Raw genomic sequence first — 20,639 nt, forward strand, 5'->3', positions numbered from 1 at the left:
TATGGCGTTGTCGATCTACAACACCCTGAGCAAGACCAAGGAGCCGTTCAAGCCGCTGGTCGACAACCAGGTGCGCATGTACGTTTGCGGCATGACGGTCTATGACTTCTGTCACATCGGCCACGCCCGGGTGATGGTGGCTTTCGACGTGGTGGCCCGCTGGCTGCGCCACCGTGGCTACGACCTGACCTATGTGCGCAACATCACCGACATCGACGACAAGATCATCCGTCGGGCCAACGAGAACGGCGAGCCGTTCGAGGCGCTGGTCGAGCGCATGATCGCGGCGATGCATGAGGATGAAGCGCGCCTCGGCGTGCAGCGCCCGGATCTCGAGCCGCGGGCGACCCGGCACATCGACGGCATGTTCGCGATGATCCAGACGCTGATCGATAAAGGCTATGCCTACGCACCGGGCAATGGCGACGTGTACTACCGGGTCGGCAAGTTCGAGGGTTACGGCAAGCTGTCGCGCCGCAAGATCGAAGACCTGAAAATTGGCGCGCGCATCGAGGTGGACGAGGCCAAGGAGGATCCGTTGGATTTCGTGCTGTGGAAGGGCGCCAAGCCCGGCGAGCCGAGCTGGCAATCGCCGTGGGGTGCGGGGCGCCCTGGCTGGCATATCGAATGCTCGGTGATGTCCACCTGCTGTCTGGGTGACACCTTCGATATCCACGGCGGTGGTCCGGATCTGGTGTTCCCGCATCACGAAAACGAGATCGCCCAGAGTGAGGCGGCGACCGGCAAGCCCTACGCAAATGCCTGGATGCATGCCGGTGCAGTGCGTGTGGATGGCGAGAAGATGTCCAAGAGCCTGGGCAATTTCTTCACCATCCGTGAGGTGCTGGAGAAGTATCACCCGGAAGTGGTGCGTTACCTGCTGGTGTCCAGCCACTACCGCAGCCCGATCAACTACTCCGAAGATAGCCTGCGCGAGGCCAAGGGTGCTCTGGAGCGTTTCTATAACGGCCTGAAGGGGCTTCCGGATGTACAGCCGGCGGGCGGCGAGGAATTTGTTGCACGCTTCACAGCGGCGATGGACGATGACTTCAACTCGCCGGAAGCCTGCTCGGTCCTGTTCGAGATGATCCGCGAAGTCAACCGTCTGCGTGAAAACAACCTGAATGCTGCTGGCGCGTTGGCTGCTCGCCTTCGGGAGCTGGCCGGTTTGCTAGGGGTGCTGCAGCTGGAGCCGGACGCCTTCCTGCAGGCTGGCGCCGAAGGAAAGGTGGATGGCGCCGAGGTGGAAGCGCTGATCGCCGCCCGCCTGCAGGCTCGCGCCGAGAAGAACTGGGCCGAATCGGACCGTATCCGCGATCAGCTCACCGCCATGGGTGTGGTCCTGGAGGATGGCAAGGGCGGCACCACCTGGCGCCTGGCTGAGTAACTCGCCGCTGCAATGCAAAAGGCCGCTCTCGTGAGCGGCCTTTTTATGTCATACACAAAGCGGGCCTCGGCGGAGGTGCCCGGCAGTAATTCAATTATCAGAGGAGGGTGCCCGGTCAGCCTGATTCTCAGGCTTTGGGCAAGTGTTGCGAAAGGGAGATGGTGCGGACGGAGAGACTCGAACACAGCGACATTCGCTCCTAAGTCATTGATTCATAGAGATATTTTTCTCATCGCTCGGCCAATGTGACCAGAAATGGGACCAGCCGGGGCGAAACGGCAAAAAAAAGCGGCCAGATCCTGGTGATCGTGGCCGCCGTGAAATGCCGTTCGGATTACAGATTGAGCGCGCGCTCCAGGACGCTGACGAAGTCCGGGCCGTCCCCGCTGATCCATTTGCCGTAGTGCTTGCGGATCATGTCAGTCGAGGTGTGGCCCATCTGGTCCGCAATCCATTCCAACGGCACTGCGCCGCTGCTGAGCAACTGACTGGCGAAGGTATGCCGGCAGTTGTTCGGGCCGCGAAAGCGCACCCCGGCCGCCTTCAGGTGCGGCCGCCACCAGCCCTTGAGCAGCATGTCCGAACTGGTATGCGCCGCGCCGGTGCGGCTGTTGTGGAACACGAAGCGCAGCTTGCGCTCGCGCACCGTCTTGTTGTCTCGCTCGGTTACCGACACGAGCACCGGCGGCAGCTCGCGGGTAAACCGCGCCTGGGCCTGCAGCGCTTCCCGTGCGGGACGCAGCAGCTTCAGCTCACGGGTGGAGCGGCGTGTCTTGGTTGCCTTGTAGTGCCCACGCACCTGCGACCGCTGCAGGCGCACGATGCCTGTCTCCAGATCCACCACGTCCTCCCAGGCCAGCGCAATCGCCTCGGACACCCGAGGCCCCGCCCAGATCATGAACTGCGCCAGGTTGCGTTCCTGCTCGCGCTCGGTCGGCGTATTCAGGATTGCCGCGATCTCGCGCCGGTCGAACGGGTCGGGATCATCCGGGTCCGGCAGCAGCACGCGCAGCCCCTCGGTGGGGTCGTGTGCCATGCGATTGCGCATGCGGTACAGCAGGAAGATCTGCTTCACCAGGCTGACGATCTCCTTCACCGTCTTGTTGTGCAGGATGGGCATCAGTTCGGTCTGCACCCAGTGCTGCAGATCCAGGTGATCGATCTGGTCGGCCTGCCGGTCGCCCCATTTCGCACGGATGTACCGTTCGGCACGGCCCCTGTAGATCCGGAAGCCAGAAGGGGCCAGCTCGTTGCGTTTGATGTCCAGCCACAAGTCGATGTAGTGGCCAAGTGTGTTGGTCTTCACCCTGGGCGAGTTGGGGAAATGCCGCGCGTAGCTGAACGTGCCGTGCTTGATTTCGTAGGTAATCAGGCCCACCAGCCGTTCGGCATGGGCCAGATTTTCGGGAGTAGGTAGGCCGGGGAAGGGTTCGCGGCAACGCTCGCCCTGGTAGCGGAAATACACGCGGATCGAGTTGCCGCGTACTTCAACGCCTTCGTACTTGATCATGAAAACAGCCTGAACAGGAAAAGGCGGGGGAGTCTATGCCCCACGGAAAAAGGCGCCCCGAGGGGCGCCCTAGAACCAGGCGGCGCGCTTTCTAGCGCAGTCTCACAAACACATAGGCGCCTGGTCGCGCCCCTCGAACTCCAGGTCCACCCGTTCCCAGGCGGACAGCGGTTCGCGCATTGCTCCCTGCCAGCGCGCTTCGGCCCGGGCGAGCTTCGCCTCGTCATCCGCAGTCAGCTGCAGCGGTGCCGAGCGGTCCGCGCGGCGCAGCATGGCCAGGGTATTGAGATAGGCGCGGTGGTCGCTCGGTGTGCTGCTGGTGAACACCGGGCCACGGCCGGGCTTGGTGAGGCGCAGGTGGCCGCCTCGGGTCAGGCTGATCTGCCAGCCGTGGTCTGCGGCATAGATCAGCAGCTCCCAGACTCCCTTCCCGCAGCGGCGGGAGAGGGAGGCCATTTCCACGGGCTTGTGATGGCTGGTCATTGCAGGCACCCCCGCACCAGTTGCCAGTCGGCATCGCTGATCGCGCCCAGAGCCCGGGCCATTTCGGCTAGGGCCTGCACGCGGGCGCGCTGCTCCGGGGTACGCTGGATGCGGTGCTGACACAGCGCGGCGCCCAGCAGGGCGGTGGCGCGAGCGGCCGCAGGGATTGCAGCGTGCTGATTAACCACGGCGAGCCTCCTTGTTCAGGCGGCGCACCGCTTCCTGCTCGGCCATGATCGCCGCCCAGGTGGCGTCCTTGCGCTTCTGGCGCAGCTTGCTGCAGCGGGCATGCTTGCCGGTCGAACGGGCGTTGCCGCAGATGTCGCAGATATAGGGCAGGTCCAGCCGCTTGCTGGCCATCGGGGGACGGGTGCGCATGTTCATACCCCCACCCCCGGATGCACGAACAGCGATTGCTGTTTGCCGAGCAGATCCGGCTGTTCCTGGAGCATTGCTGCGTCCAGCCCGAGCTTGGCGCACACCGCCTCGGCGGCCTGGCGGGCGCCAATGGTGTTGCTGGCCGAGCATTTGCGGCCGATTGCCCTGGCCACGTAGGTGCCGGTGGTGAACCGAGCGATGATTTCCACGGGGCCGGCTGTGTTAGCCTTGGCGCCGCTTACCTTGGGTTGATTCATGGTGTTTCTCCTTGGGTAGGTTCGGCGTCGGGGAGTTGCCGCTCCCCGCGCCACTTCTCTCGAACGCCTGCCGATTACGCGACCACGTAGCCGGTGGGCGTTTTTCGTATGGCCCCGCGCTCCAGCGCGAGACCGAATGCCGCCACCGCGCGGCTGTTGCCGATGCGCAGCGCCTTGGCGAAGTCGCGGGTGCCGTAACGGGTTCCCGGCTCCAGCTTCCCGACGATGGCCAGCAGCTCGCCCAGCAGGGCGTTCTCGCCTTGCTCGCCTGCCTCTTCCTCGACGCGCTCCAGCGCCGGTTCCCGGTGCTGGGGAACAGGTCTGGCCGAGCGCAGCGCCGCGAAAATCAGCGCGGGAACGATCTCCAGTGCCGCCGCGAATCCCAGACAGAGGAGGGTGGCCAGTTGCGCCGGCAGGCTGGCCGCCTTGGCCGGCTGCGAGCGCAGCGCGGTCAGCTCGCGGGAACTGGCCTCCAGTCGAGCCCGGGCCTGCTCCCGCTGGTCATCCAGCCGGCGCAGGGCCGAGGTCTCCAGCAGCAGCGCCTTGCTGACCATTCCGCGCTCGCGCATGGCTGCCGCCTGTTCCTGGACGGAACGGGCCTCGGCATCCAGCGCGGTCAGGCGGGCCTCATCGGCACGGCGGGCGGCCTCGATGTCGGTGATGCGCTGCTCCTGGATCGCCTGGTGCTGGGCACGACCGGCGAGCATCGAGGACATCAGCCGGTCATAGGTCGCCCAGCCCGACACGCCGCCCAGGATTAGGGCGCAGACCATCATCAGCACCGCGCTGCCGTGGCGCCCCAGGGCGAGCAGCCCCAGGGCCAGCGGCCAGGCCGCGTACTTGATCAGGTCCAGGACCACCGCCGCGCCGGCGAACAGCCCGGCCAGCAGGCGGTCCTCGATCAGCGCAAGCATGGCCAGGCAGACCGATACGGCCGTCACGCCACACAGGGCAACGGCCATCAGGGTCAGCAACTGGGCAACGGGTGCGCCGATGGGTTGTGTGTGCATGGCTGGCTCCTCAGCGCGCAAACAGCATCAGCAGATCGGGCACGTAGTTGGCGGCTGTTACCAGCGCGCCGAGGCCGAGGCCCTGGGCGATCCAGCCGGTGAAACGATTCAGCAGGTTCATGGTGTTTCTCCTTGGGTAGGTGGCCGGGCGTTGCCGCGCCCGGTGGGTTTCAGCTGATGCGGATCTGGGTGCCGTCTTCGTGCAGGACGATCAGGTGCACGTCCTCCAGCCGGTACTGGCCGCCGTACCCGCCCTGCACCACGTAGCCGTCGCACTCCGGGGCGAGGGTTACCGGGAAGGGGTAGGGGCCAGTCTCGCGTTGCCGCTGCGCCTGGTGGGCGTACCGGCTGTTCTTGCGGATCTCGGCGTAGAGCTGTTGGGGCATGGTGCTTCTCCTTGGGTAGTTGGGTCGGGCGTTGCCGCGCCCGGGGTTCACTTCTTGAATACCCAGCACTTCACCGTGGTGCAGCGCGGGCTCAGGGGGTTCTTCAGGTTCCAGTGGGCGCGCACGGCGCTGTCCACGCTCTTGTTGGCCTCGATCAGCTTGTGGCGGCGGCTCTCGCGCAGCAGGTCGCGCAGGGTGTTCACGTCGGCCAGCTTCTGGCGGTGCTCGGCGGCGCGCTCGCAGAACTCGTTGAGGTTGATGGCGATCAGCTCGTCCTTCTTGCTGTGGTTCACCATCGGGCCGTCGCCGAGCGATTCCAGGTACTCGTATACCTCCCAGAACTCGGCCACCTGCGGGTGGTCGGCGTTGATCGCCGCCTGCCGCTCCAGGGCCATGCCCATCAGGGTCTGCTGCACGCTGGCCAGCTGGTGATCGGTGAGAGGCACGATCAGGCGCAGGGCGTCCACCAGGGCCATCATCTGCGCGTGGTTCTTGATGATTCGCTCCACGCGGATCTGCTGCAGGCCGCGCAGGGTCGTCTCGTGGACCTTCACCCGCTCGCGGAACAGCTCCAGGACGGCGGCCTCCTTCTTCGCTGCCATCAGCAGGAAATGGGAAACGTCCTTGGTGCTCAGGTGGTTGAGGTTGTCCGCCGCCGCGCGACTGGTGCTGGTGACCTCCGGGCGCACGAAATGCAGCTTCACGATGCGGGTCATGATGGCCTCGGAGGCCTGCACCGCCGCGTTCTGGCTCATCACCAGCGTGCCCCGGAAGGGCGGCTCGTGGGTTTCGTTGCCGGCGGTCTTCACACCGGTCACGCCCAGCGAGCCGCCGTTGAACATCGGCTTGAACTCGTCCCAGTCGAACGCCTTGCCGTGGCCGCTGCCGGCCACGTCGCTGCGGTCGGCTTCCAGCATCACCAGCGGCATGCCGCTCACCTGGGCGAGCCAGCGGCGCAGACCGGCCTTGGACATCTTCGAGGGGTCCTTGCCTTCCTCGTCCGGGCGGCCGAACAGCTTCCACAGGAACATCAGCAGGGTGGATTTGCCCGCGCCGGCCTCGCCGGTCACTTCCAGGAACGGGAAGGACTGGAACTCCGCGCGGATCTGCTCGGCGAACAGCGAGCCGAACCAGAAGGCCAGCGCGATCACGCCCTTGGCGCCGAAACAGGTCCACAGCCAGTCCAGCCACTCGCTGCGGTAGCCCTCGTCGGACAGGGCCAGCTCCAGGCGGATGGACTTCTGCAGCGTCTTGAGGCGCAGCTTGCCGAACTCGAAGTAATCCTCGTCGTTGGCCTTCTCGACGATGCCGCCGCGCACGGCCAGGTCGCCGAACACGTAGGCGCCGTGGTTCTTGCTGTAGCCGATGAAGTCGATGGTCTCGACGGTTTTCAGCGCGTAAAGCTGTTCCTTCATGATGCGGTCCAGCTGCGAGCCGGTACCGGTGAACACCGCGCCGGCCGCCATGCCCAGCAAGCGCTTCTTGAACTCCGAGGCCGCCGCCACCTGGCCACCCGTGAAGGTGTTACGCACGCTGGGCGCGTCATGGGGAAAGTCGATGCGGAAGTAATACCAGCTCTCGTCTGTCACCTCGTTGCGTTGGAAATACAGCGCCTGCGGGTAGCAGTTGGCGATCTCCACCACCGCGCCGGCCTGGCGTAGCGCCTTGGCGCGCATCTGTCGGTCGGTGAGCGCACGGTCCTCGGCTTCGTCGCTTTCTTCCAGGGCCTGCAGGGCCTTGTTGAAGCGCTCCAGGTCGAGCTTGAACCAGTACAGGCGGCTGTCGAAGCCGAAGTGAAATTCGTGGCGCTCGCGCCATTGGTACATCAGCACACCCTTCTCTTCGGCGCTCTCAGCCAGCAGCAGCGCACCGTGGTGACGGGCCTCCTTGAGGTCGCGCTCGATCTGCTCAGTGCGCTTCTCAGCGTCCTCGATGAATTGCCAGCGCTGATGCAGGTCGTTCCAGTCGTGCTTGCGCTCGCGCTGGGGAATCTGCGCGGCCTCGCAGTGGAAGCCCAGCTCGCGGGCCAGCTTGGCGTGCTTACGGGTGAAGCGGTGTGCGCCCGGCTCGTTGTCCAGCGCCCAGACCAGCTTCGGCAGCTTGCTGTCGGGCTCGGCGCGCAGGGTGCGGAGCGCCTTGAGGGATTCCTCGGGGTAGTAGCCACTGCCCATAGCCGCTACGGCGGCGATGCCATGGTGGAGTAGGGCGATGGCGTCGAAGATCCCCTCGACAATCCACAGCTCATCCACGGCCAGCAGATCCACACAAGGCGGACACCACCAGTAGCCGCGTGGACTCTGCCCAGGCGCAAAACGCGCCTTCTTCTTGCCGAAGCGGTGCGGCCGGTCGATCAGGCGTTCCCAGTAGCCGCCTTTCTCCAGGGCGAAGCGCACCGTGGCGCTGCCGATGCTAAGGTCACGGTCCCAGTAGTTTTCCTGGGTAAACCAGCCATTGATCAGGCTCAGATCGAAGCCGCGGGCAAAGGTCAGGTAGGAGCGGGCAGTGGCGAGCGGATCCTGCTCGGTGGCCGGGGCGCGCTTGCTCCAGTCGTCGAACAGATCCTCGAACAGTTCCTTTACGTGCCACATCTGGCCGCACTTGCTCTCGCGGCCGCACTTGATGAACCAGGGCTCGTCCTGACGCGCATACAGCTCCCGCTTGCCGCAGGCCGGGCATTCACCCTTGCGCAGGTAGTGGGTGCCAGTGACGGGGCGCAGGCCGTAGTCGCTCTCCAGCCGGCGCAGCACCTCGGCGCGGATCTCTCGGTCCATGCTCTTCATGCCCGCACCTGCTTGCGCAGCTCGCGCGCCGTGCGGTTCAAGCCGGCGATGTAGGGGTGGTCGCGCAGCACGGCCGGGCCGCGCATGCCTTCCGGCACCTTGCGGTAGCGGTCGGAATACCAGACTTCGGTCATGGCCAACTCGTACTGGCGAACCACCCAGGCCAGGTAGGCCTCGGCCTGGGTGGGCGAGAGCTGGATTGAAACGGTGATTTGCGTACTGCTCATGGGTTGCACCTGAAATTCGGGCGTAGCAATCCCCTGCCCACGGAAAGGCGGGCATGGGCTCAAGGGGTTCGGATTAAGCGGTGCCGATGTCCCAGCCCAAGAGGACTGGCTTTTCCGGCGGCGGGCTCATGGCCAGGTGCGCCAGGCGCGGCGCCATGAAGGCCGGCACGTCCAGCGAGGTCACCAGGTAGTCCGTGGTGCGCTCGAACAACTGCTGGTCGTTGCCCAGGTGTTCGTCGCGGTGGCGGGCCACGAACTGCCGGGCCGCGTCGGTCATCTGCTCCTGGTAGTCGTTGTGGTTATCCATGGGCGGCCTCCAGTGTGTCGATCAGGTCCAGTTGCTGTTCGTCGTCCCGCTGCATGGCTTGCCGGCGCAGGGTGGTGGGCGCCACCGGCAGGCGCACGGTCGGGTTGGCCATGCCGGAAGGGCTGAGCTCGTGGGTCATCTGGAACTCGGCCCGCACCGACCAGCCGCACGCCTCATTGGTGCACTGCAGGTAGGCGATGCGCAGGAATATGTGTTGACCATCGCTGGTCCTGATCCGCATGCGCCCGTGGCAATGCGGGCATACGAGTTTGTAGGTACTCAAACTGCTCTCCCCAACGGCTCCGGCCGGGCCGGTAAAACAGGGGCGCCTTGGCGCCGGATTTATTGGTCGTTCTGTTTGCGGTGCAGGGTGATCACGGCGCCGATTTCGGAATGCCGCGCCGCAATGTGTACCCGGTGGGCGGCCACGATCTCGGCGAGCTCGGCCTCGTCGATCAGGCCGTCATCCAGCGCCTGGACGATCAGCTGATCCACCCGGCCGCGCTTGGCCTGGGTGTTCAGGGCGCGCTCGAACAGCTCCACGTTGTCCAGCTCGCCCTGCTCGGGCATGGGCACGAACACGCCGCCATACAGCGCGCAGATGTAGTCGGGCAGGTGGGTGGTGCCGGTGGTCTGCTCCAGCAGGTGCAACTGGGCGTCATTCAGCGGCTGGGCGCCGGCGTTCTCATAGACCTGGTTGTCCAGGCGCTTGAGCGGCAGGCCCAGGCGGGCGGCGGCGCACTCGCGGCCGCCGGGGTAGGTACACACCACGGCACTCATGACTTGGCGGCGGGTTTCAAGGATCGGGCGCTTCATCTTCTCGTTTTCCCGGTAATGGCCAAGGGCTAGGTTCAGCAGGCCTTGGCGAAGGGGTGATCCAGCAGGCCGGGGATCAGCTCCACGCCGATCTGAGTCGAGAGGTCGCGCATGACGGAGAAGGCGATGCGCCCATTGGGCAGGGTTTCAGAGCCGGCCCAGCGTTCGACCGTCTGGGTCACCGTGCGCGGCTCGTAACCTTTGGTCAGCGCGAACTGACGAAAACTGAGGCCTTGCTCAATAAGTCGGGCTTGGATCTGGCGCTTATTCATGGTTCCAAGGGTCTCGCTTGGCTAATATGTTCCCAATGCGACGCACCTTAGATTCCCAAATGGGATTCGTCAAGAGGAATTTTCCCATATGGGAATTGGAAAGCGAATTAGAGAAGCAGTTGATGCGCTTGGACTAAGCCTGAAACAGGCCGCAGATCGCTGCGGAATCTCCTACAGCTCCCTTCAGAACTGGGCCGGTGGTCATCGAGAGCCACGGCCTGATGCACTGATCACCCTTGGGTCCCAATTGGGAATTTCGATTGACTGGCTGCTGACAGGCGAGGGTCCGATGCTGCGCGGCCAAAGCGCGCAGGCCACCGCCGCATCATCCGAGCCTGCGAACCCCCGTGAGCAGGCAATCCTGGAGCTGTACCGCGCCCTGGATGAGGACGCCCAGCGAGAGATACAGAGCGCTGCTGAGGAAAAGAAACGGCTGAAAGCCCTTGAGCAGCGCCTCCAGGAGCTTGAGGCCGTTGTCGCTGATATCAAAAGGCTGGCATGATCTGTTCCCGTTAAGAACATGTGCCAGCTTGTCGAGCTCTTGGGTTGTCGCTTTTCGCTAGGTAAGAAGTACAGGGAGTGTTGTGTGAAAGAGTTTCTTGCCGCTGCCTCGGTCATAGGTAGCTTCGCTAGTGTGTGGTATGCGAACTACTGGTTGATGTCGGTTGATGGCTCCGGGAAGTTGCGCCGGCATGGGGTTTCAATTGGTATTGCCGTGCTCATCTCATCAGCTCTCGTGTGGATGCTTTTCCCAGGCGAAGGTGCCGACGGAATTGGCTGGGGGTGGGTCCTACTGGCTTGCTTGCTTTCGCTGGCAATGGCTGCTTATGCCGCCGCAGTGCCCGGCGCGATAGAAGAAACCCTCGCCAAGCAGTCTGCTTCTTCGGTTAAGCCAGCCTCTCCTAAAGCCAAGACCCGCGCCATTCGCACCGGATGGAGCATTGGAGAAGTCGAGTTCAAATATCGTGATGCTGACGGCGTTGTCACTCTGCGCCGCGTTACCGTTCACTCCGTTACGCCAACTTATCTTAAGGGCGAGTGCCACGAGCGTGGTGCTGAGCGGACGTTCCGTCTGGATCGGATTATTGATGATCTTGTGGATTGCCAGACTGGTGAAGTTCTTAGTGCCTTGCAGTGGGTTAAGAGAGGCTGAAGGAATTTCTCTTTTAATTCAAAAAAATGCACTGATGGGTAGGCTAGCTTTTTTTAATGGAGTGGTAGTTTATGGGTTATGAGACTTGGGAAACATTTTCACTCTCTCCTTCAAGTATTGATCTTGATCCCAAGAATCCTCGCCTTCCGGGCCTGCCCGACGATGCTACGCAAAGTCAGGTGCTGGAAGAAATATTTAATATGGGCAAGGTCAGGGAAATGATTAAGTCGATCGCCAAGTCTGGATTTTATCCGGACCAGCGCATTGTCGTAATCAGGAAGGGAGTCAGAGGATATATTGCAATCGAAGGCAACAGGAGGCTTGCAGCGTGCAAGGCTCTGCTCGACCCTGAGAAGGCTCCGGACAAGCATCTTCGCTACGTAAAAAAGTGGGCTCTCGCTGCTCAGCCATATAAGGCTAGCTTTGAAAAAATCCCGGTTGTGGTTGCTCCTTCTAGGCAGGCTGCAATGCAGTTACTTGCATCGAGGCACCTTAATGAGGCACCGGTGATAAGCTGGTCAAGGTATGCTCAAGGTCGCTTCGCGATCAACGCGTTTGCAGAAGGCCAAGAAATGGCTGACGTTATGGAGGACACTGGGCTTGCCGAGCTGGATCTGAAGGATTGTATTCAAGAGGCTCGCATGTTTGACCTTTTCCTTGGTCTGAGTTGGGGTAAAGAGGAAAGGGAAATAATTGAAAGCAATATGGACAAGTTCCCTATTGAAGCCTTGAGAAGGCTCCTCCAAAGCAAGGTTACGAGCGATGAGCTGGGTGCTGTGTCCATTGGTGACGATGGGTGGGTTAGTTTCTGCTGGACAAAGGAGACTATTGAGCCTGTACTCAAGCGTTTTGTATACGACTCAATACCGCAGCTTTCTGGGCAGGACAAGGCTCGCCTTACCAGTCGTACTCTAAATGACGCTGATGGCGTAAGGCACTATTTGTCTGAGCTTCCTCAGGAGCTTAAACCCGCGCGTACTGAGAGTTCTGTTTCGGCAAAAGAGTTGGTTCCGGAAATTCCGGCTCTGCCAAAACTTCCACAAAATCCTCAGCCCAAAGCCCAGGCTAAGAGGCAGCCGCCCAAGCCTAAGAAAAGGCCGCGAGAGTCGGCGCTTCCGGACGATATCTCATCTAATATCGGAAATGATAAGGCAACAGCCTTGCTGGAGGAGCTTCAAACTATTAGGCCTGAAGACTTCCCATACGCAACGGGGCTGCTTCTCAGATCGCTACTAGAGATAGCTCTTATTTATAGAATGAAAAGGGTTGGTAGCTGGGGGTCTTGCATTTCGAAGTATGCTCAGCAGGGTGCGGTTCCTTCGCTTGATAAAATATTGAAATTTGCAGTGGATTGTGAAAAAACCATATCCGACATCCAGCTGCGTACGTCATTATCAAATCAAAATTCCGTGCCAAGAATCCTGCTAAATCTTGTTGCTCATAATGACCAGCATGTATTTGTTCAGCTCGAAGCGCGTGATGTCGCAAACAAGCTTTCTCCTTTGATCAGGTACTTGCTTGCGGATGATGCGTCTAGCGCCTAAGTGTGGGGGCGGAGTGCAGACGGAGATTTCCGTAGAACATTGCCTCGGTAGCTTTAGGTCTCAACATGTTGGTGGAGTAATGCAGGGAGAACTCCACCCCTTGCGCCTCGCTGTATAGCCCCTTGATCTCGTCGCAGTTGTCATATGTGACGAGCCAAGGCGTTTCGATGGCCATTACAGCCTGCGCAATTTCTTGATGGTCGTCGGGCTTGTAATGGTTTCGGTACAACTGGCTGCCCTTTTCGTAGTAGGGCGGGTCCAGGTAGATCAGTGATCGGTTGTTCAGATCAAGCTCGGGGTGGCGGAGCAGTTCGAGAGCGTCGATGTTGAACAGCTGGATTCGGTCCCGCATCGAGCCAATCCGCGCAATTCTCTCTGCCAACTGCTCTTTCTTGTAGCGAGCGTCGATCAGGTATTTTCCCGTCTGCTTCTGCCCGCCAATCACGCCACCCTTGATCATGCCCGAGCGGTTGGTGCGGTTCAGAAAGAAGGTGGCGAACCCTAACGTCGTAAGGTCATGTGTGGCTGCGTTGGCAATCACTTCGCGCTGCTGATGCCAGGTCTCCATGGTCACGGGCGTGTCCAGGACCTTGTCCACGAGGCGTTCCGTATCGTTGAGCACGGCCCACCAGAAGGCATGCACCACGGGATCGATATCATTGATCGCAATGCGCTCAACATGATTGTTCGCCAGCAGGTACATGGCGGCGCCGGCGCCTCCGGCATACGGCTCGACGTACAGTCCACCCGTCAGCCCGTTGTGCTCCAGGAGCTCGGAAAGCCAGGCTCCCAGACGGCCTTTACCGCCGGGGTAGCGCAGAGGTGTAACGAAAGAAGGGGCAATAGACATGGGGCATCCGTTCAAATAGGGGGCCAGTTTATCGAGGCGGAAGGGACATGGCCATCTCTATTTGCTCAGACGCTAATCGATGTCTGGGTAAGTCCACCGGCCCAATATCCAAGGCTCCACGATCTCCGCCAAGATTGTCCGCAGGTAGGAGCCCCATTCCTTGCGATTGTGCGCATCTGGACCTGTGATAGTCAGGAGCAGGTATTCCTCAGCGACGTCGTCGTAGGCATAGATGAGCCAGTAATCGTTTTCTGGCTCACCGATGGGGGTGGTTCGATTGAATTGCCGTTTCTCTCGTGACCACCGGGCCTGAATTTTGGCTGTCCTGGCGAGGTGGATATGGCGCATGTCGGCCAAATCGAGAGGTTCATCTCGTCCGAAAAAATCGGGGAGATCACCGAAAAGTTTGTAGTCGTGAAAGACCGTGTAGAACGCGTACCAGTCGGAAACTTCCTTGAAAAGATCCGAAACCTTTACCGACGGCATTGATTCCTACTTGTCGACAGGTAGTTTTCCGGTCGCGACGAAATGCTCGAAGGACTTTTGCCCGTCTTGAGCAGCGCGAACCACGTCCTTGTAGGTGAGCACCTTGCCGATTGCCTTGCGCTGCGGCTGGACGACTTTCTTTGCAGTGGCCATGAGGGAGCCTCCTGTTCTCATGGGCGACAGGATACGCCGTTGATCTTTTTTGAGCTAGCTCCGACTAGTGTGTTCCTCGTCGTTTTGCAGTCTTGACCACTCCCGCTCCACCGCCCTCCGTGCCGCCGCCTGCCCGCTGTACAGCTGCTTGAGCCGCAGCACATTCCCGCCCCGTCCCGACATTTCGTATTTCTGCTGCCCGCTGGCGTCGCGGTAGTAGGCGCGCACGCCCGTGTAGCCCTCGCCGCTGTCCAGCAGGTCGGCGATCTGTTCGTCCGGCAATTGGGACTCCAGCTCCAGGCTGGTGGTGTACGCCTCGGGCCGGTAGCTGTGGATCAGGCTGCGACCGAGCCAGATGAGGGCGCCGATCTCGTCCTTCACGCCGGTGAGGCTGAACGTCTGGTCCGGTACCAGGTCCGGGCGGCCCTTGGCCAGAGTGTAGCTGAGCGTGGCGGTACCGCGTTGCAGGCGGGTCCATTCGGCGCGGGCGGCGCTCAACGCCGCCTCGCGGTCGGCGTAGCTGTGGCGCAGGTCCTTGAGGTTGCCGTCGGCGCCGGCGATGGCCTCCTGCTTCTTGGTGCTGCCGGGGTTGTAGTAGTAGGCGCGCGCGCCGCTGTAGCTGTCGCGGTCGGCTTCCAGGTAGCGGTGCTGGTCGCCGTCTTCACGGGTCAGGGTGACGTGGGGCAGGGCCAGCCCGCCGGCGGTACTGGCGCCGCCCACCGGCATGAACAGCAGGCGCCCGGCCTTGATGGCGGCGATGGCGTCATGCTCGTGGCCCAGGCGGGTGAGCAGGTTGGCGTCGGATTCGTTGGCCTGGTCCAGGTGCGCGATGGGCACGGCGGCCAGGCTCGCTTCCACCTGGGGCTTGAGGTTGTGGCGCGACGCGATGGCGGACAGCACCGCGCCCAGGGTGGTGGCGTGCCAGCTCTGTTCGCGGCGGGTTTTCAGGTCGCCGCGCAGGTCGGCCGAGCGGGCGCGAATGCTCAGGGTATCCGGCGCGCCGCTGTGCTCCAGCTCGTCCACGGTGAAGGTGCCCTTGTCCACCAGGCCGCTGTCGCTCCAGCCCAGCCACAGGCGCAGCTCGGCGCCGCGCGGGGGGATGGCCAGCTTGCCGTCGTGGTCGCTGAGGGCCACGTCGAGCTGGTCTGCCTCCATGCCCCGGTTGTCGGTCAGGGTCAGCTCGACCAGGCGCTTTTCCACCGCGGCGGTGATGTCGGTGCCGTTGACCACCAGACGGCAGAGGGGCCGGGCGTAGGCCAGCTGCTTGCGGGCGGCCTCGATCATAGCCGGCGGCCCTGCAGCAGGCCGAAGCCGGCCTGGGTGGCGGTGCCCAGCAGGTCGATGCTGCCGTCATCGATGCGCTGCAGGGTGAGGGTGAACTCGATGCGGCGCGCGGCGCCGTCGCGGAAGAACAGCGTGCGGGTTTCCTGCATGCCCTCGATGATCCACACGCCGTAGATTTTCCCGGTGCCCTCGATCAGTGGCCAGGCTTTGCCGGTGTCGCCCATAGCGCGCAGCGCGTCGAGGCTCAGCGCGGTGCCGGCGAGGCCCGGCAGCAGCACGCCGGACAGGGTGATGGTGTCGTCGTCACGGCCCTGGAACTGCCGCGCCGGGTTGGTGCCAACGCGGCTGGTCTTGCCGTGGACCCAGGCGGTTTGTCGCTGAAAATCCTGATAGGCCAGCGTCTCCAGCGAGAAGACGAACAGGCCGAGGGCCATCATCATGGGTCGGTTACTCCTGGTCGTGCAGGCTGCTGCGGCTGCGGGCGGCCCGGGCGCGTTCGCGGCGGTCCAGCTCGGCGGCCACGGCCTGGGCGATGGCCTGGGCATCCATGCCGGGCGCGGCGTGGATGGTGATCTGGTAGGTGTTGCTCACCGTCGTCGGCGCCGGTGCGCTCAGGCTGGCCGGGCTCAGCGGGGCGCGGTTGTCGATGCGGATCGGCTCGTCGGCCAGCAGCGGACCGGAGGCGGCCAGGGTCAGCGCGCCGGCGGCGGCCAAGCGCTTGCTCATGTCGCCCACGGCCGATAGCGGGCCGCCTTCGCTCTGGACGATGCCTTTCTGCAGGCCGTCCATGGTGTGGCCGCCCAGTTCGGCGAACACCCGCGAGGGTGAGTGAATGCCCAGGGTTTCCTTGAACCAGCCGATGGCCGAGCTGGCCGCGCCGGTGATGGCCTCCTTGACCGCGCCCAGCCGGCTGGTGATGCCGTTGACCATGCCGTCCAGGAGCATGCCACCGAACTCGGTGAAGCGCCCCGGTAGCTCGATGCCGAACCAGTCCAGCACGCCGGCGAACGCACTGTAGAACGCGCCCAGCGGGCTGAAGTTGACGATGGTGGCGGCGATGCCGGCCAGGCCGCCGCTGAAGCCTGCCTTCAGTTCCTCCCACAGGCCCAGCGCGCCGGCTTTCAGGCCCTCCCAGAGGGCGGCGAACTTCGGCCCCAGGGTGCCCCAGTTCTTCCAGATCAGGTAGGCGCCGCCCGCGATCAGAGCGATAGCGCCGATGATCCAGCCGAGCGGGGTCATCAGCAGCGCCTTGCCGAGCAGCAGCACGCCCTTGGCGGCCATCGGCAGCGCCGTACGGCCCAGGCTGATCAATGGGCCGAGGAAGCGAGCAGCGCCGAAGCGCAGCACGCTCATGCCGTAGCTGACCATGGCGATGGGGCCGAGCACGCTGGCCAGCACCAGGGCCAGGCCACCGCCGGCGGCCATCAGGATGCCCAGCCCGGCAGCGGTCTTGACGATGTTGGCGGCCAGGGTGGGGTTCGCGGCGATCCACTCGCGGACGCGGCCGACGATGCGGGTGATGCCCTGGGTCAGCTGGCGCAGTGGGCCGTTCTGGTCGCGCATCATGGTCGAGGTGAGGTTGGTCCAGGCGCCGCCCAACTTGGCGATGTCGCCGCGCAGGTCGTCGCGCAGCACGGTGCCCAGTCCTTCGGCGGCGCCTTCCACCTGCCCGAGGTTGTTCCTGGAGCGCGACAGGGCTTTCAGGAAGTCGGGGATCTGGTCGACGGCCAGGTCTTCGACCGGCGTGCCGAACAGGGCGATGGCGGCATTGGCGCGCTCGGCGGGGTCGGTGATGGCCAGCAGCGCCTTGGCGGTGGTTTGCAGGGCGCGCTGGGCACCATCACCGCCGCCTGCGATGGCCGAGGACATCGCCTCGGCGTCCAGGCCGATGCTCTCGTAGGCCTCCTGGCTGGCCTTGCTCATGTCCGAGCCGCGGATGCTGAATTCCTTGATGGCGTCGCCGGTCTTGTCCAGGGCGAACTTGCCCTGCTTGGCCATCTCCACCAGCAGGCTCATGGCCTCCTGGCCGTCGAAGCCCATGCCCCGGAAGTGCGTCGAATACTCGTGCAGGATTTCGGGCAGCTCGCCGCGCATCTGCGTGGAGACGGACTGCATGCCCCGGGTGAGCAGGTCCAGCGCCTCGTCGCTGTTCTTGGCCAGTCCGTTCTGCATCATGATCGCGGCCACCTGGATGTTCTCCGCCACGTCGCCGCCCAGCACGGCGCTCATGTCCAGGGCGCGGCGGCTGATGCGTTGCAGTTCGTCATCCCCCACTTCGCCCAGGGCGCCCAGGGTGCTGCGCACCGCGCCCACGGCGGCACCGATGGCGGCCATGTCGTCGCTGACGCCCTCGGTGCGGATGCTCTGGATGATCTGGGTGTAGCGGGTGGCCTGCTCGCGGCCTTCGCCCGTCTGCGCGGCGATGATCCCGCCCTGCTGATCGGCGGCCATCTGCGGGGCCATCAGACGGGCGCCCGCGTACAGAATGCCGGTGCCGCTGGCCACCCCGGCGGCGCCGGTGGCGGCTATGCTGCCGGCCAGACCTTGCGCTTTCTCATAGCTGGCCTTGGCCTCGGCCAGGCGCTTCTGCTGCTGGCCGAGCTTGCGCAGGCGTTCGGTCTGGTCGGTGATGTCCTGGTTGGCCTCGGCCATCTGCCGGCGCAGCCGCTGCTCATGCTCGCCCAGGTTGCGCGTGCCGATGCCGGCCTGTTGCAGTCGGGTGCGCAAGCCGTGCAGTTCCTGCTGCTGGCCCTGGTGCTGCTGCTTGAGGCGTTGCGCCTGACGCACCGCCTGCTGGAATTCCTGGCGCATCTGCCGGGTGGGCTTGTTGGTCGCGGCCAGCTGTTGGGACAGCCGGCGCACCTCGGCCTGTTGCTCCTGGAGCGCGTGACCGGTCTGCTGCGCGGCGCTCTTGAGCTGCCGGAAGCTGCTGATGTCCCGCTGCTGCCCCTGTAACCCCTTGAGCGCTTCGCGGCTGGCCTTGAGTTGCCGGGCCATGCCTTCGCTGCCCTGCATCACGTTGCGGATCGGGCGGGTGGCCCGGTCCACGGCCTGCAGCACGACTGCCAGTTTCAGATCACGCGCCATCGGGGTCGACTCTCCGGCGGGCCTGTTCCCGCCATTCCATCAGTTCGGACAGGGGCAGCGGATTGAGGTCCGCCGGCCCCCAGTGAAACACCAGGGCGATGTCCGCCATGGCGTCTTCTACGCGGTGAGGGAGGCCTCCTCCTTGAAGCGCTTCTGCACCAAAAAACCGGTCACCGCGACGCCCAACTGAGTCAGGTCTGCCGGGTCCATGCGGCTGATTTCGTTCTCGGTCAGGGTGGGGATGGTGATGCGCGGCAGCACCCGGCGCAGGGCCAGCACGTCCATCTGGAGCAAGTCCTGGAGCGAGACGCCGCGCAGTTCGCCGGCCATGGGCTTGCGCACCAGGACCTCATTGATGGTCTGCTCGCCGCGCTGGATGGGGCTGTCCAGGGGCACGGTTTCCTGGTTGGGGTTCTTCTTGGCCTCGGTCTGGTCGAGGGCGGCGGTGGTTTCTTGCTTGGCCATGATTGGATTCCTTGAGTGGGTAGGCCGCCGTCGCCGGCGGCGCCTGGGTGGGGTTTACAGGCCGAGGGCCTGGCGGTGGGCGGCCAGACGGTCGTCGCCGCCGACGTTGAAGATGAAGTTGAGGAGGTCGATTTCGATCACCACTTCGCCGCCGATGGTCAGCTTGTAGTAGCTGCAGGTGGTGACGTACTTGTGCTCGGTGTCCTCGCCGGACTTGCTCTCACCGAAGTCGATCTCCTCGTGGCGACCACGCACTACCACTTCCACGGCGCTCACTTCGCCGGTGTCGTCGCGTTGCACCGAGCCGCTGAAGCGCAGCATGGCGCCGTCGATCTTGGTAGCGCCGAACTGCTTGAGGGCGGTCAGGTCCCAGCCGCCGAGGGTCCATTCCAGCTGGATGCCGTCGTCGCTGTGGCCGAGGTCGACCTTGACGGGGCCATCCATTCCCGCGCCGCGCCAGGACTCGAACTTGCGGCCGAGCTTGGGCAGCGTGACGGAAGCGCACTGCCCGACGTAGCTGTTGCCCTCGTTGAAGAGCAGCATGGATTTGAGTTTCTTGGGCATAGCCATGGGCGATCTCCTGTCAGGCCTTGATGCCGGCCGCGAAGTTGATGAGGTGGCGGTCGGTGATGCGCTGACGCAGGGTCAGGTCTTCCAGCGGCGGCACGGGGGTGTAGTCGTAATCCAGGAACAGCTTGCCGGCCTTGAGGGTGTCCTTGTCGTTGGCGGACTCATCGAACCAGGCCTCGCCGCCGATCAGGTACCCACCCCGGACCAGCTCGCGGAACTTGGCGTTGATGCTTTCCAGCATGTCCTTGACCAGCGACGGGTGCATGGGCTTGTCCATCGCCCAGAACTGCGCCTCGGCCATGGTGTCGGCCAGCACCTGGGCGGTGCGGGTGTAGTTCTCGAAGGCGAACAAGGGGTCAGCGCTGCAGGTACGCGAGCCCCAGAAGCGGAATCCATCGCGGCGGATCAGGGTGGTGACTTCGCTGCCGTTGAGCAGGCCGGCGTCGGTGGCGGGGTTCTGCAGGTCCCAGAACACCGGCTTGCTGATGCCGGTCACGCCGTTGACCGGCATGTTGGAGAGGGTCTTGTGCCAGCCGATCTGCTGGTCGAGCTGGGCGCGCAGGCCCAGGGCGCGGGCCACGGCGCTGGCCGGCATGTCGGCTGCCAGGGCGGTGTCGAAGGCCATGAAGTCCGGCCAGAGCAGCATCAGCTCGCGGGCGCCGAAGCCCTCGCGGTAGGCAATGGCGTCGGAGACGGTCTCCGCGCCCATGCAGCTGGCATAGGCGAAGCCGCGCAGCTTCTGGGCGATGCTGATCAGCTCGGTGGTGACCGGCAGGGTGTCCAGACCCGGCACGCCCAGGATGCGCGGACGCACGCCCAGCTGCGATTCAGCCGCCAGCAGCGCCTTGAGGCCGGTGTACTCGCCGGTGGGCGTCACGCCGCCGATGATCTTGACGGCCTGGTCGGCGGCCTTGGCTTCGTCGTCGGCGCCTTCGCCGTCCGCCACGCGCACCACCACGGTGACCGGGCTGGCGTTGTCGGCGATGGCATCCAGGCTGCGGGCCAGGGTGCCCATCTCGCCGGCCGAGCCGGACGCGCGCAGCACGTCGGTGAGCAGCACGGGCTTGTTGAGGGGGAAAACGGTTTCGTCGGCGTCGGAGCCGGTGCAAATCATGCCGACAGTGGCGGTGGAGACGGTGCGGATCGGGCGCGAGCCCTCGTTGATTTCGAGGACCCGGACGCCGTGATGGTGATCGGTCATTGGGCAAACCTGCGCAGGAGTGGGTAGTCCTGC

At 63.8% G+C, this 20,639-nt stretch carries 27 protein-coding genes; 4 read left to right on the plus strand and 23 right to left on the minus strand.

Features of this window, described 5'->3' with window-relative positions; translation table 11 throughout:
* Position 1: 1 nt before the first annotated feature.
* Positions 2-1,387, plus strand: coding sequence for a cysteine--tRNA ligase (cysS, locus tag PT85_RS03505; RefSeq protein WP_039561473.1), 1,386 nt, complete (start codon positions 2-4; stop codon positions 1,385-1,387).
* Between the two features lie 334 nt (positions 1,388-1,721).
* On the opposite strand, the gene PT85_RS03510 is transcribed toward cysS, so the two are convergent.
* From PT85_RS03510 to PT85_RS03570, 13 genes are all read right to left on the minus strand, one after another.
* Positions 1,722-2,897 (minus strand): Arm DNA-binding domain-containing protein, encoded by a 1,176-nt coding sequence (locus PT85_RS03510; RefSeq protein WP_039605914.1) that lies wholly within the window; start codon positions 2,895-2,897, stop codon positions 1,722-1,724.
* Between the two features lie 102 nt (positions 2,898-2,999).
* Complete coding sequence (locus PT85_RS18630; protein ID WP_065365777.1) at positions 3,000-3,380, minus strand: hypothetical protein; 381 nt, start codon at positions 3,378-3,380, stop codon at positions 3,000-3,002.
* The gene (locus PT85_RS03520) at positions 3,377-3,568 is read right to left on the minus strand and encodes a hypothetical protein (RefSeq protein WP_039605915.1); all 192 of its coding nucleotides are present in this window, start codon (positions 3,566-3,568) and stop codon (positions 3,377-3,379) included. The genes PT85_RS18630 and PT85_RS03520 overlap by 4 nt, the downstream gene beginning before the upstream one ends.
* A complete protein-coding gene (locus tag PT85_RS03525) occupies positions 3,561-3,758 on the minus strand; it encodes a hypothetical protein (protein ID WP_139182042.1) in 198 nt (65 codons plus the stop codon). The genes PT85_RS03520 and PT85_RS03525 overlap by 8 nt, the downstream gene beginning before the upstream one ends.
* Before the next feature lie 2 nt (positions 3,759-3,760).
* Positions 3,761-4,015 (minus strand): hypothetical protein, encoded by a 255-nt coding sequence (locus PT85_RS03530; protein ID WP_052237592.1) that lies wholly within the window; start codon positions 4,013-4,015, stop codon positions 3,761-3,763.
* Between the two features lie 74 nt (positions 4,016-4,089).
* Positions 4,090-5,025, minus strand: coding sequence for a hypothetical protein (locus PT85_RS03535; RefSeq protein ID WP_052237593.1), 936 nt, complete (start codon positions 5,023-5,025; stop codon positions 4,090-4,092).
* Positions 5,026-5,195: 170 nt separating this feature from the next.
* Positions 5,196-5,411 carry a hypothetical protein gene (locus PT85_RS03540; protein WP_039605917.1) on the minus strand — a complete coding sequence of 72 codons (216 nt, stop codon included), beginning with the start codon at positions 5,409-5,411 and terminating at the stop codon, positions 5,196-5,198.
* A gap of 47 nt (positions 5,412-5,458) precedes the next feature.
* A complete protein-coding gene (locus tag PT85_RS03545) occupies positions 5,459-8,191 on the minus strand; it encodes a toprim domain-containing protein (protein WP_039605918.1) in 2,733 nt (910 codons plus the stop codon).
* A complete protein-coding gene (locus PT85_RS03550) occupies positions 8,188-8,418 on the minus strand; it encodes a hypothetical protein (RefSeq protein WP_039561462.1) in 231 nt (76 codons plus the stop codon). The genes PT85_RS03545 and PT85_RS03550 overlap by 4 nt, the downstream gene beginning before the upstream one ends.
* A gap of 73 nt (positions 8,419-8,491) precedes the next feature.
* Positions 8,492-8,725 carry a hypothetical protein gene (locus PT85_RS03555; protein ID WP_052237594.1) on the minus strand — a complete coding sequence of 78 codons (234 nt, stop codon included), beginning with the start codon at positions 8,723-8,725 and terminating at the stop codon, positions 8,492-8,494.
* Entirely contained in the window at positions 8,718-9,008 is a 291-nt protein-coding gene (locus tag PT85_RS03560; protein WP_039605919.1) for an ogr/Delta-like zinc finger family protein, read from the minus strand. The genes PT85_RS03555 and PT85_RS03560 overlap by 8 nt, the downstream gene beginning before the upstream one ends.
* Positions 9,009-9,067: 59 nt before the next feature.
* On the minus strand, positions 9,068-9,541 hold the full coding sequence (locus tag PT85_RS03565) for a YmfL family putative regulatory protein (RefSeq protein ID WP_039605920.1): 474 nt from the start codon (positions 9,539-9,541) through the stop codon (positions 9,068-9,070).
* Between the two features lie 35 nt (positions 9,542-9,576).
* On the minus strand, positions 9,577-9,813 hold the full coding sequence (locus PT85_RS03570; RefSeq protein ID WP_039605921.1) for a phage-associated protein, BcepMu gp16 family: 237 nt from the start codon (positions 9,811-9,813) through the stop codon (positions 9,577-9,579).
* Positions 9,814-9,901: 88 nt separating this feature from the next.
* Between PT85_RS03570 and PT85_RS03575 the strand changes: the two genes are divergently transcribed.
* From PT85_RS03575 to PT85_RS17940, 3 genes are all read left to right on the plus strand, one after another.
* Positions 9,902-10,315: a helix-turn-helix domain-containing protein gene (locus PT85_RS03575; protein ID WP_052199793.1), complete on the plus strand. Its 414-nt coding sequence runs from the start codon at positions 9,902-9,904 to the stop codon at positions 10,313-10,315.
* Between the two features lie 84 nt (positions 10,316-10,399).
* On the plus strand, positions 10,400-10,966 hold the full coding sequence (locus tag PT85_RS17935; protein ID WP_139182041.1) for a WYL domain-containing protein: 567 nt from the start codon (positions 10,400-10,402) through the stop codon (positions 10,964-10,966).
* 71 nt (positions 10,967-11,037) lie between these two features.
* On the plus strand, positions 11,038-12,510 hold the full coding sequence (locus PT85_RS17940) for a ParB N-terminal domain-containing protein (protein WP_139182040.1): 1,473 nt from the start codon (positions 11,038-11,040) through the stop codon (positions 12,508-12,510).
* Here PT85_RS17940 and PT85_RS03580 read toward each other — a convergent pair.
* The 10 genes from PT85_RS03580 to PT85_RS03620 form a co-directional block, all read right to left on the minus strand.
* The gene (locus tag PT85_RS03580) at positions 12,500-13,360 is read right to left on the minus strand and encodes a DNA adenine methylase (protein ID WP_039605922.1); all 861 of its coding nucleotides are present in this window, start codon (positions 13,358-13,360) and stop codon (positions 12,500-12,502) included. The two genes, PT85_RS17940 and PT85_RS03580, sit on opposite strands and share 11 nt — an antisense overlap.
* A 72-nt stretch (positions 13,361-13,432) precedes the next feature.
* The gene (locus tag PT85_RS03585) at positions 13,433-13,846 is read right to left on the minus strand and encodes a type II toxin-antitoxin system YafO family toxin (RefSeq protein ID WP_039605923.1); all 414 of its coding nucleotides are present in this window, start codon (positions 13,844-13,846) and stop codon (positions 13,433-13,435) included.
* Positions 13,847-13,852: 6 nt separating this feature from the next.
* Positions 13,853-13,999, minus strand: a complete 147-nt coding sequence (locus tag PT85_RS18155) for a hypothetical protein (RefSeq protein WP_175444368.1) — start codon at positions 13,997-13,999, stop codon at positions 13,853-13,855.
* Positions 14,000-14,053: 54 nt separating this feature from the next.
* Positions 14,054-15,283 (minus strand): phage late control D family protein, encoded by a 1,230-nt coding sequence (locus PT85_RS03590; protein ID WP_039605924.1) that lies wholly within the window; start codon positions 15,281-15,283, stop codon positions 14,054-14,056.
* Positions 15,280-15,723 carry a phage tail protein gene (locus PT85_RS03595; RefSeq protein WP_039605925.1) on the minus strand — a complete coding sequence of 148 codons (444 nt, stop codon included), beginning with the start codon at positions 15,721-15,723 and terminating at the stop codon, positions 15,280-15,282. Before PT85_RS03595 ends, PT85_RS03590 begins: the two co-directional genes overlap by 4 nt.
* 7 nt (positions 15,724-15,730) lie before the next feature.
* On the minus strand, positions 15,731-18,370 hold the full coding sequence (locus tag PT85_RS03600) for a phage tail tape measure protein (RefSeq protein WP_039605926.1): 2,640 nt from the start codon (positions 18,368-18,370) through the stop codon (positions 15,731-15,733).
* Complete coding sequence (locus PT85_RS17660) at positions 18,360-18,479, minus strand: GpE family phage tail protein (protein WP_039561441.1); 120 nt, start codon at positions 18,477-18,479, stop codon at positions 18,360-18,362. The genes PT85_RS03600 and PT85_RS17660 overlap by 11 nt, the downstream gene beginning before the upstream one ends.
* 8 nt (positions 18,480-18,487) lie before the next feature.
* Complete coding sequence (locus PT85_RS03610) at positions 18,488-18,835, minus strand: phage tail assembly protein (protein WP_039605927.1); 348 nt, start codon at positions 18,833-18,835, stop codon at positions 18,488-18,490.
* A 54-nt stretch (positions 18,836-18,889) separates the two neighbouring features.
* Positions 18,890-19,405 carry a phage major tail tube protein gene (locus PT85_RS03615; RefSeq protein WP_039605928.1) on the minus strand — a complete coding sequence of 172 codons (516 nt, stop codon included), beginning with the start codon at positions 19,403-19,405 and terminating at the stop codon, positions 18,890-18,892.
* 13 nt (positions 19,406-19,418) lie between these two features.
* A complete protein-coding gene (locus PT85_RS03620) occupies positions 19,419-20,606 on the minus strand; it encodes a phage tail sheath protein (protein ID WP_039605929.1) in 1,188 nt (395 codons plus the stop codon).
* Positions 20,607-20,639: the final 33 nt, after the last annotated feature.

The sequence above is a fragment of the Pseudomonas flexibilis genome, from assembly GCF_000806415.1.
GTDB lineage: Bacteria > Pseudomonadota > Gammaproteobacteria > Pseudomonadales > Pseudomonadaceae > Serpens > Serpens flexibilis.

What these genes read in the sequence shown, in the direction of transcription:
- PT85_RS03600 (WP_039605926.1), bottom strand. Translation starts at nt 18,370, where the DNA reads ATGGCGCGTGATCTGAAACTGGCAGTCGTGCTGCAGGCCGTGGACCGG.
- PT85_RS03525 (WP_139182042.1), bottom strand. Translation starts at nt 3,758, where the DNA reads ATGCGCACCCGTCCCCCGATGGCCAGCAAGCGGCTGGACCTGCCCTAT.
- PT85_RS03570 (WP_039605921.1), bottom strand. Translation starts at nt 9,813, where the DNA reads ATGAATAAGCGCCAGATCCAAGCCCGACTTATTGAGCAAGGCCTCAGT.
- cysS (WP_039561473.1), top strand. Translation starts at nt 2, where the DNA reads ATGGCGTTGTCGATCTACAACACCCTGAGCAAGACCAAGGAGCCGTTC.
- PT85_RS03595 (WP_039605925.1), bottom strand. Translation starts at nt 15,723, where the DNA reads ATGATGATGGCCCTCGGCCTGTTCGTCTTCTCGCTGGAGACGCTGGCC.
- PT85_RS03545 (WP_039605918.1), bottom strand. Translation starts at nt 8,191, where the DNA reads ATGAAGAGCATGGACCGAGAGATCCGCGCCGAGGTGCTGCGCCGGCTG.
- PT85_RS03535 (WP_052237593.1), bottom strand. Translation starts at nt 5,025, where the DNA reads ATGCACACACAACCCATCGGCGCACCCGTTGCCCAGTTGCTGACCCTG.
- PT85_RS03615 (WP_039605928.1), bottom strand. Translation starts at nt 19,405, where the DNA reads ATGGCTATGCCCAAGAAACTCAAATCCATGCTGCTCTTCAACGAGGGC.
- PT85_RS17660 (WP_039561441.1), bottom strand. Translation starts at nt 18,479, where the DNA reads ATGGCGGACATCGCCCTGGTGTTTCACTGGGGGCCGGCGGACCTCAAT.
- PT85_RS18155 (WP_175444368.1), bottom strand. Translation starts at nt 13,999, where the DNA reads ATGGCCACTGCAAAGAAAGTCGTCCAGCCGCAGCGCAAGGCAATCGGC.
- PT85_RS03590 (WP_039605924.1), bottom strand. Translation starts at nt 15,283, where the DNA reads ATGATCGAGGCCGCCCGCAAGCAGCTGGCCTACGCCCGGCCCCTCTGC.
- PT85_RS03575 (WP_052199793.1), top strand. Translation starts at nt 9,902, where the DNA reads ATGGGAATTGGAAAGCGAATTAGAGAAGCAGTTGATGCGCTTGGACTA.
- PT85_RS03620 (WP_039605929.1), bottom strand. Translation starts at nt 20,606, where the DNA reads ATGACCGATCACCATCACGGCGTCCGGGTCCTCGAAATCAACGAGGGC.
- PT85_RS03510 (WP_039605914.1), bottom strand. Translation starts at nt 2,897, where the DNA reads ATGATCAAGTACGAAGGCGTTGAAGTACGCGGCAACTCGATCCGCGTG.
- PT85_RS03585 (WP_039605923.1), bottom strand. Translation starts at nt 13,846, where the DNA reads ATGCCGTCGGTAAAGGTTTCGGATCTTTTCAAGGAAGTTTCCGACTGG.
- PT85_RS03530 (WP_052237592.1), bottom strand. Translation starts at nt 4,015, where the DNA reads ATGAATCAACCCAAGGTAAGCGGCGCCAAGGCTAACACAGCCGGCCCC.
- PT85_RS03565 (WP_039605920.1), bottom strand. Translation starts at nt 9,541, where the DNA reads ATGAAGCGCCCGATCCTTGAAACCCGCCGCCAAGTCATGAGTGCCGTG.
- PT85_RS17940 (WP_139182040.1), top strand. Translation starts at nt 11,038, where the DNA reads ATGGGTTATGAGACTTGGGAAACATTTTCACTCTCTCCTTCAAGTATT.
- PT85_RS03550 (WP_039561462.1), bottom strand. Translation starts at nt 8,418, where the DNA reads ATGAGCAGTACGCAAATCACCGTTTCAATCCAGCTCTCGCCCACCCAG.
- PT85_RS03580 (WP_039605922.1), bottom strand. Translation starts at nt 13,360, where the DNA reads ATGTCTATTGCCCCTTCTTTCGTTACACCTCTGCGCTACCCCGGCGGT.
- PT85_RS03610 (WP_039605927.1), bottom strand. Translation starts at nt 18,835, where the DNA reads ATGGCCAAGCAAGAAACCACCGCCGCCCTCGACCAGACCGAGGCCAAG.
- PT85_RS18630 (WP_065365777.1), bottom strand. Translation starts at nt 3,380, where the DNA reads ATGACCAGCCATCACAAGCCCGTGGAAATGGCCTCCCTCTCCCGCCGC.
- PT85_RS03555 (WP_052237594.1), bottom strand. Translation starts at nt 8,725, where the DNA reads ATGGATAACCACAACGACTACCAGGAGCAGATGACCGACGCGGCCCGG.
- PT85_RS03540 (WP_039605917.1), bottom strand. Translation starts at nt 5,411, where the DNA reads ATGCCCCAACAGCTCTACGCCGAGATCCGCAAGAACAGCCGGTACGCC.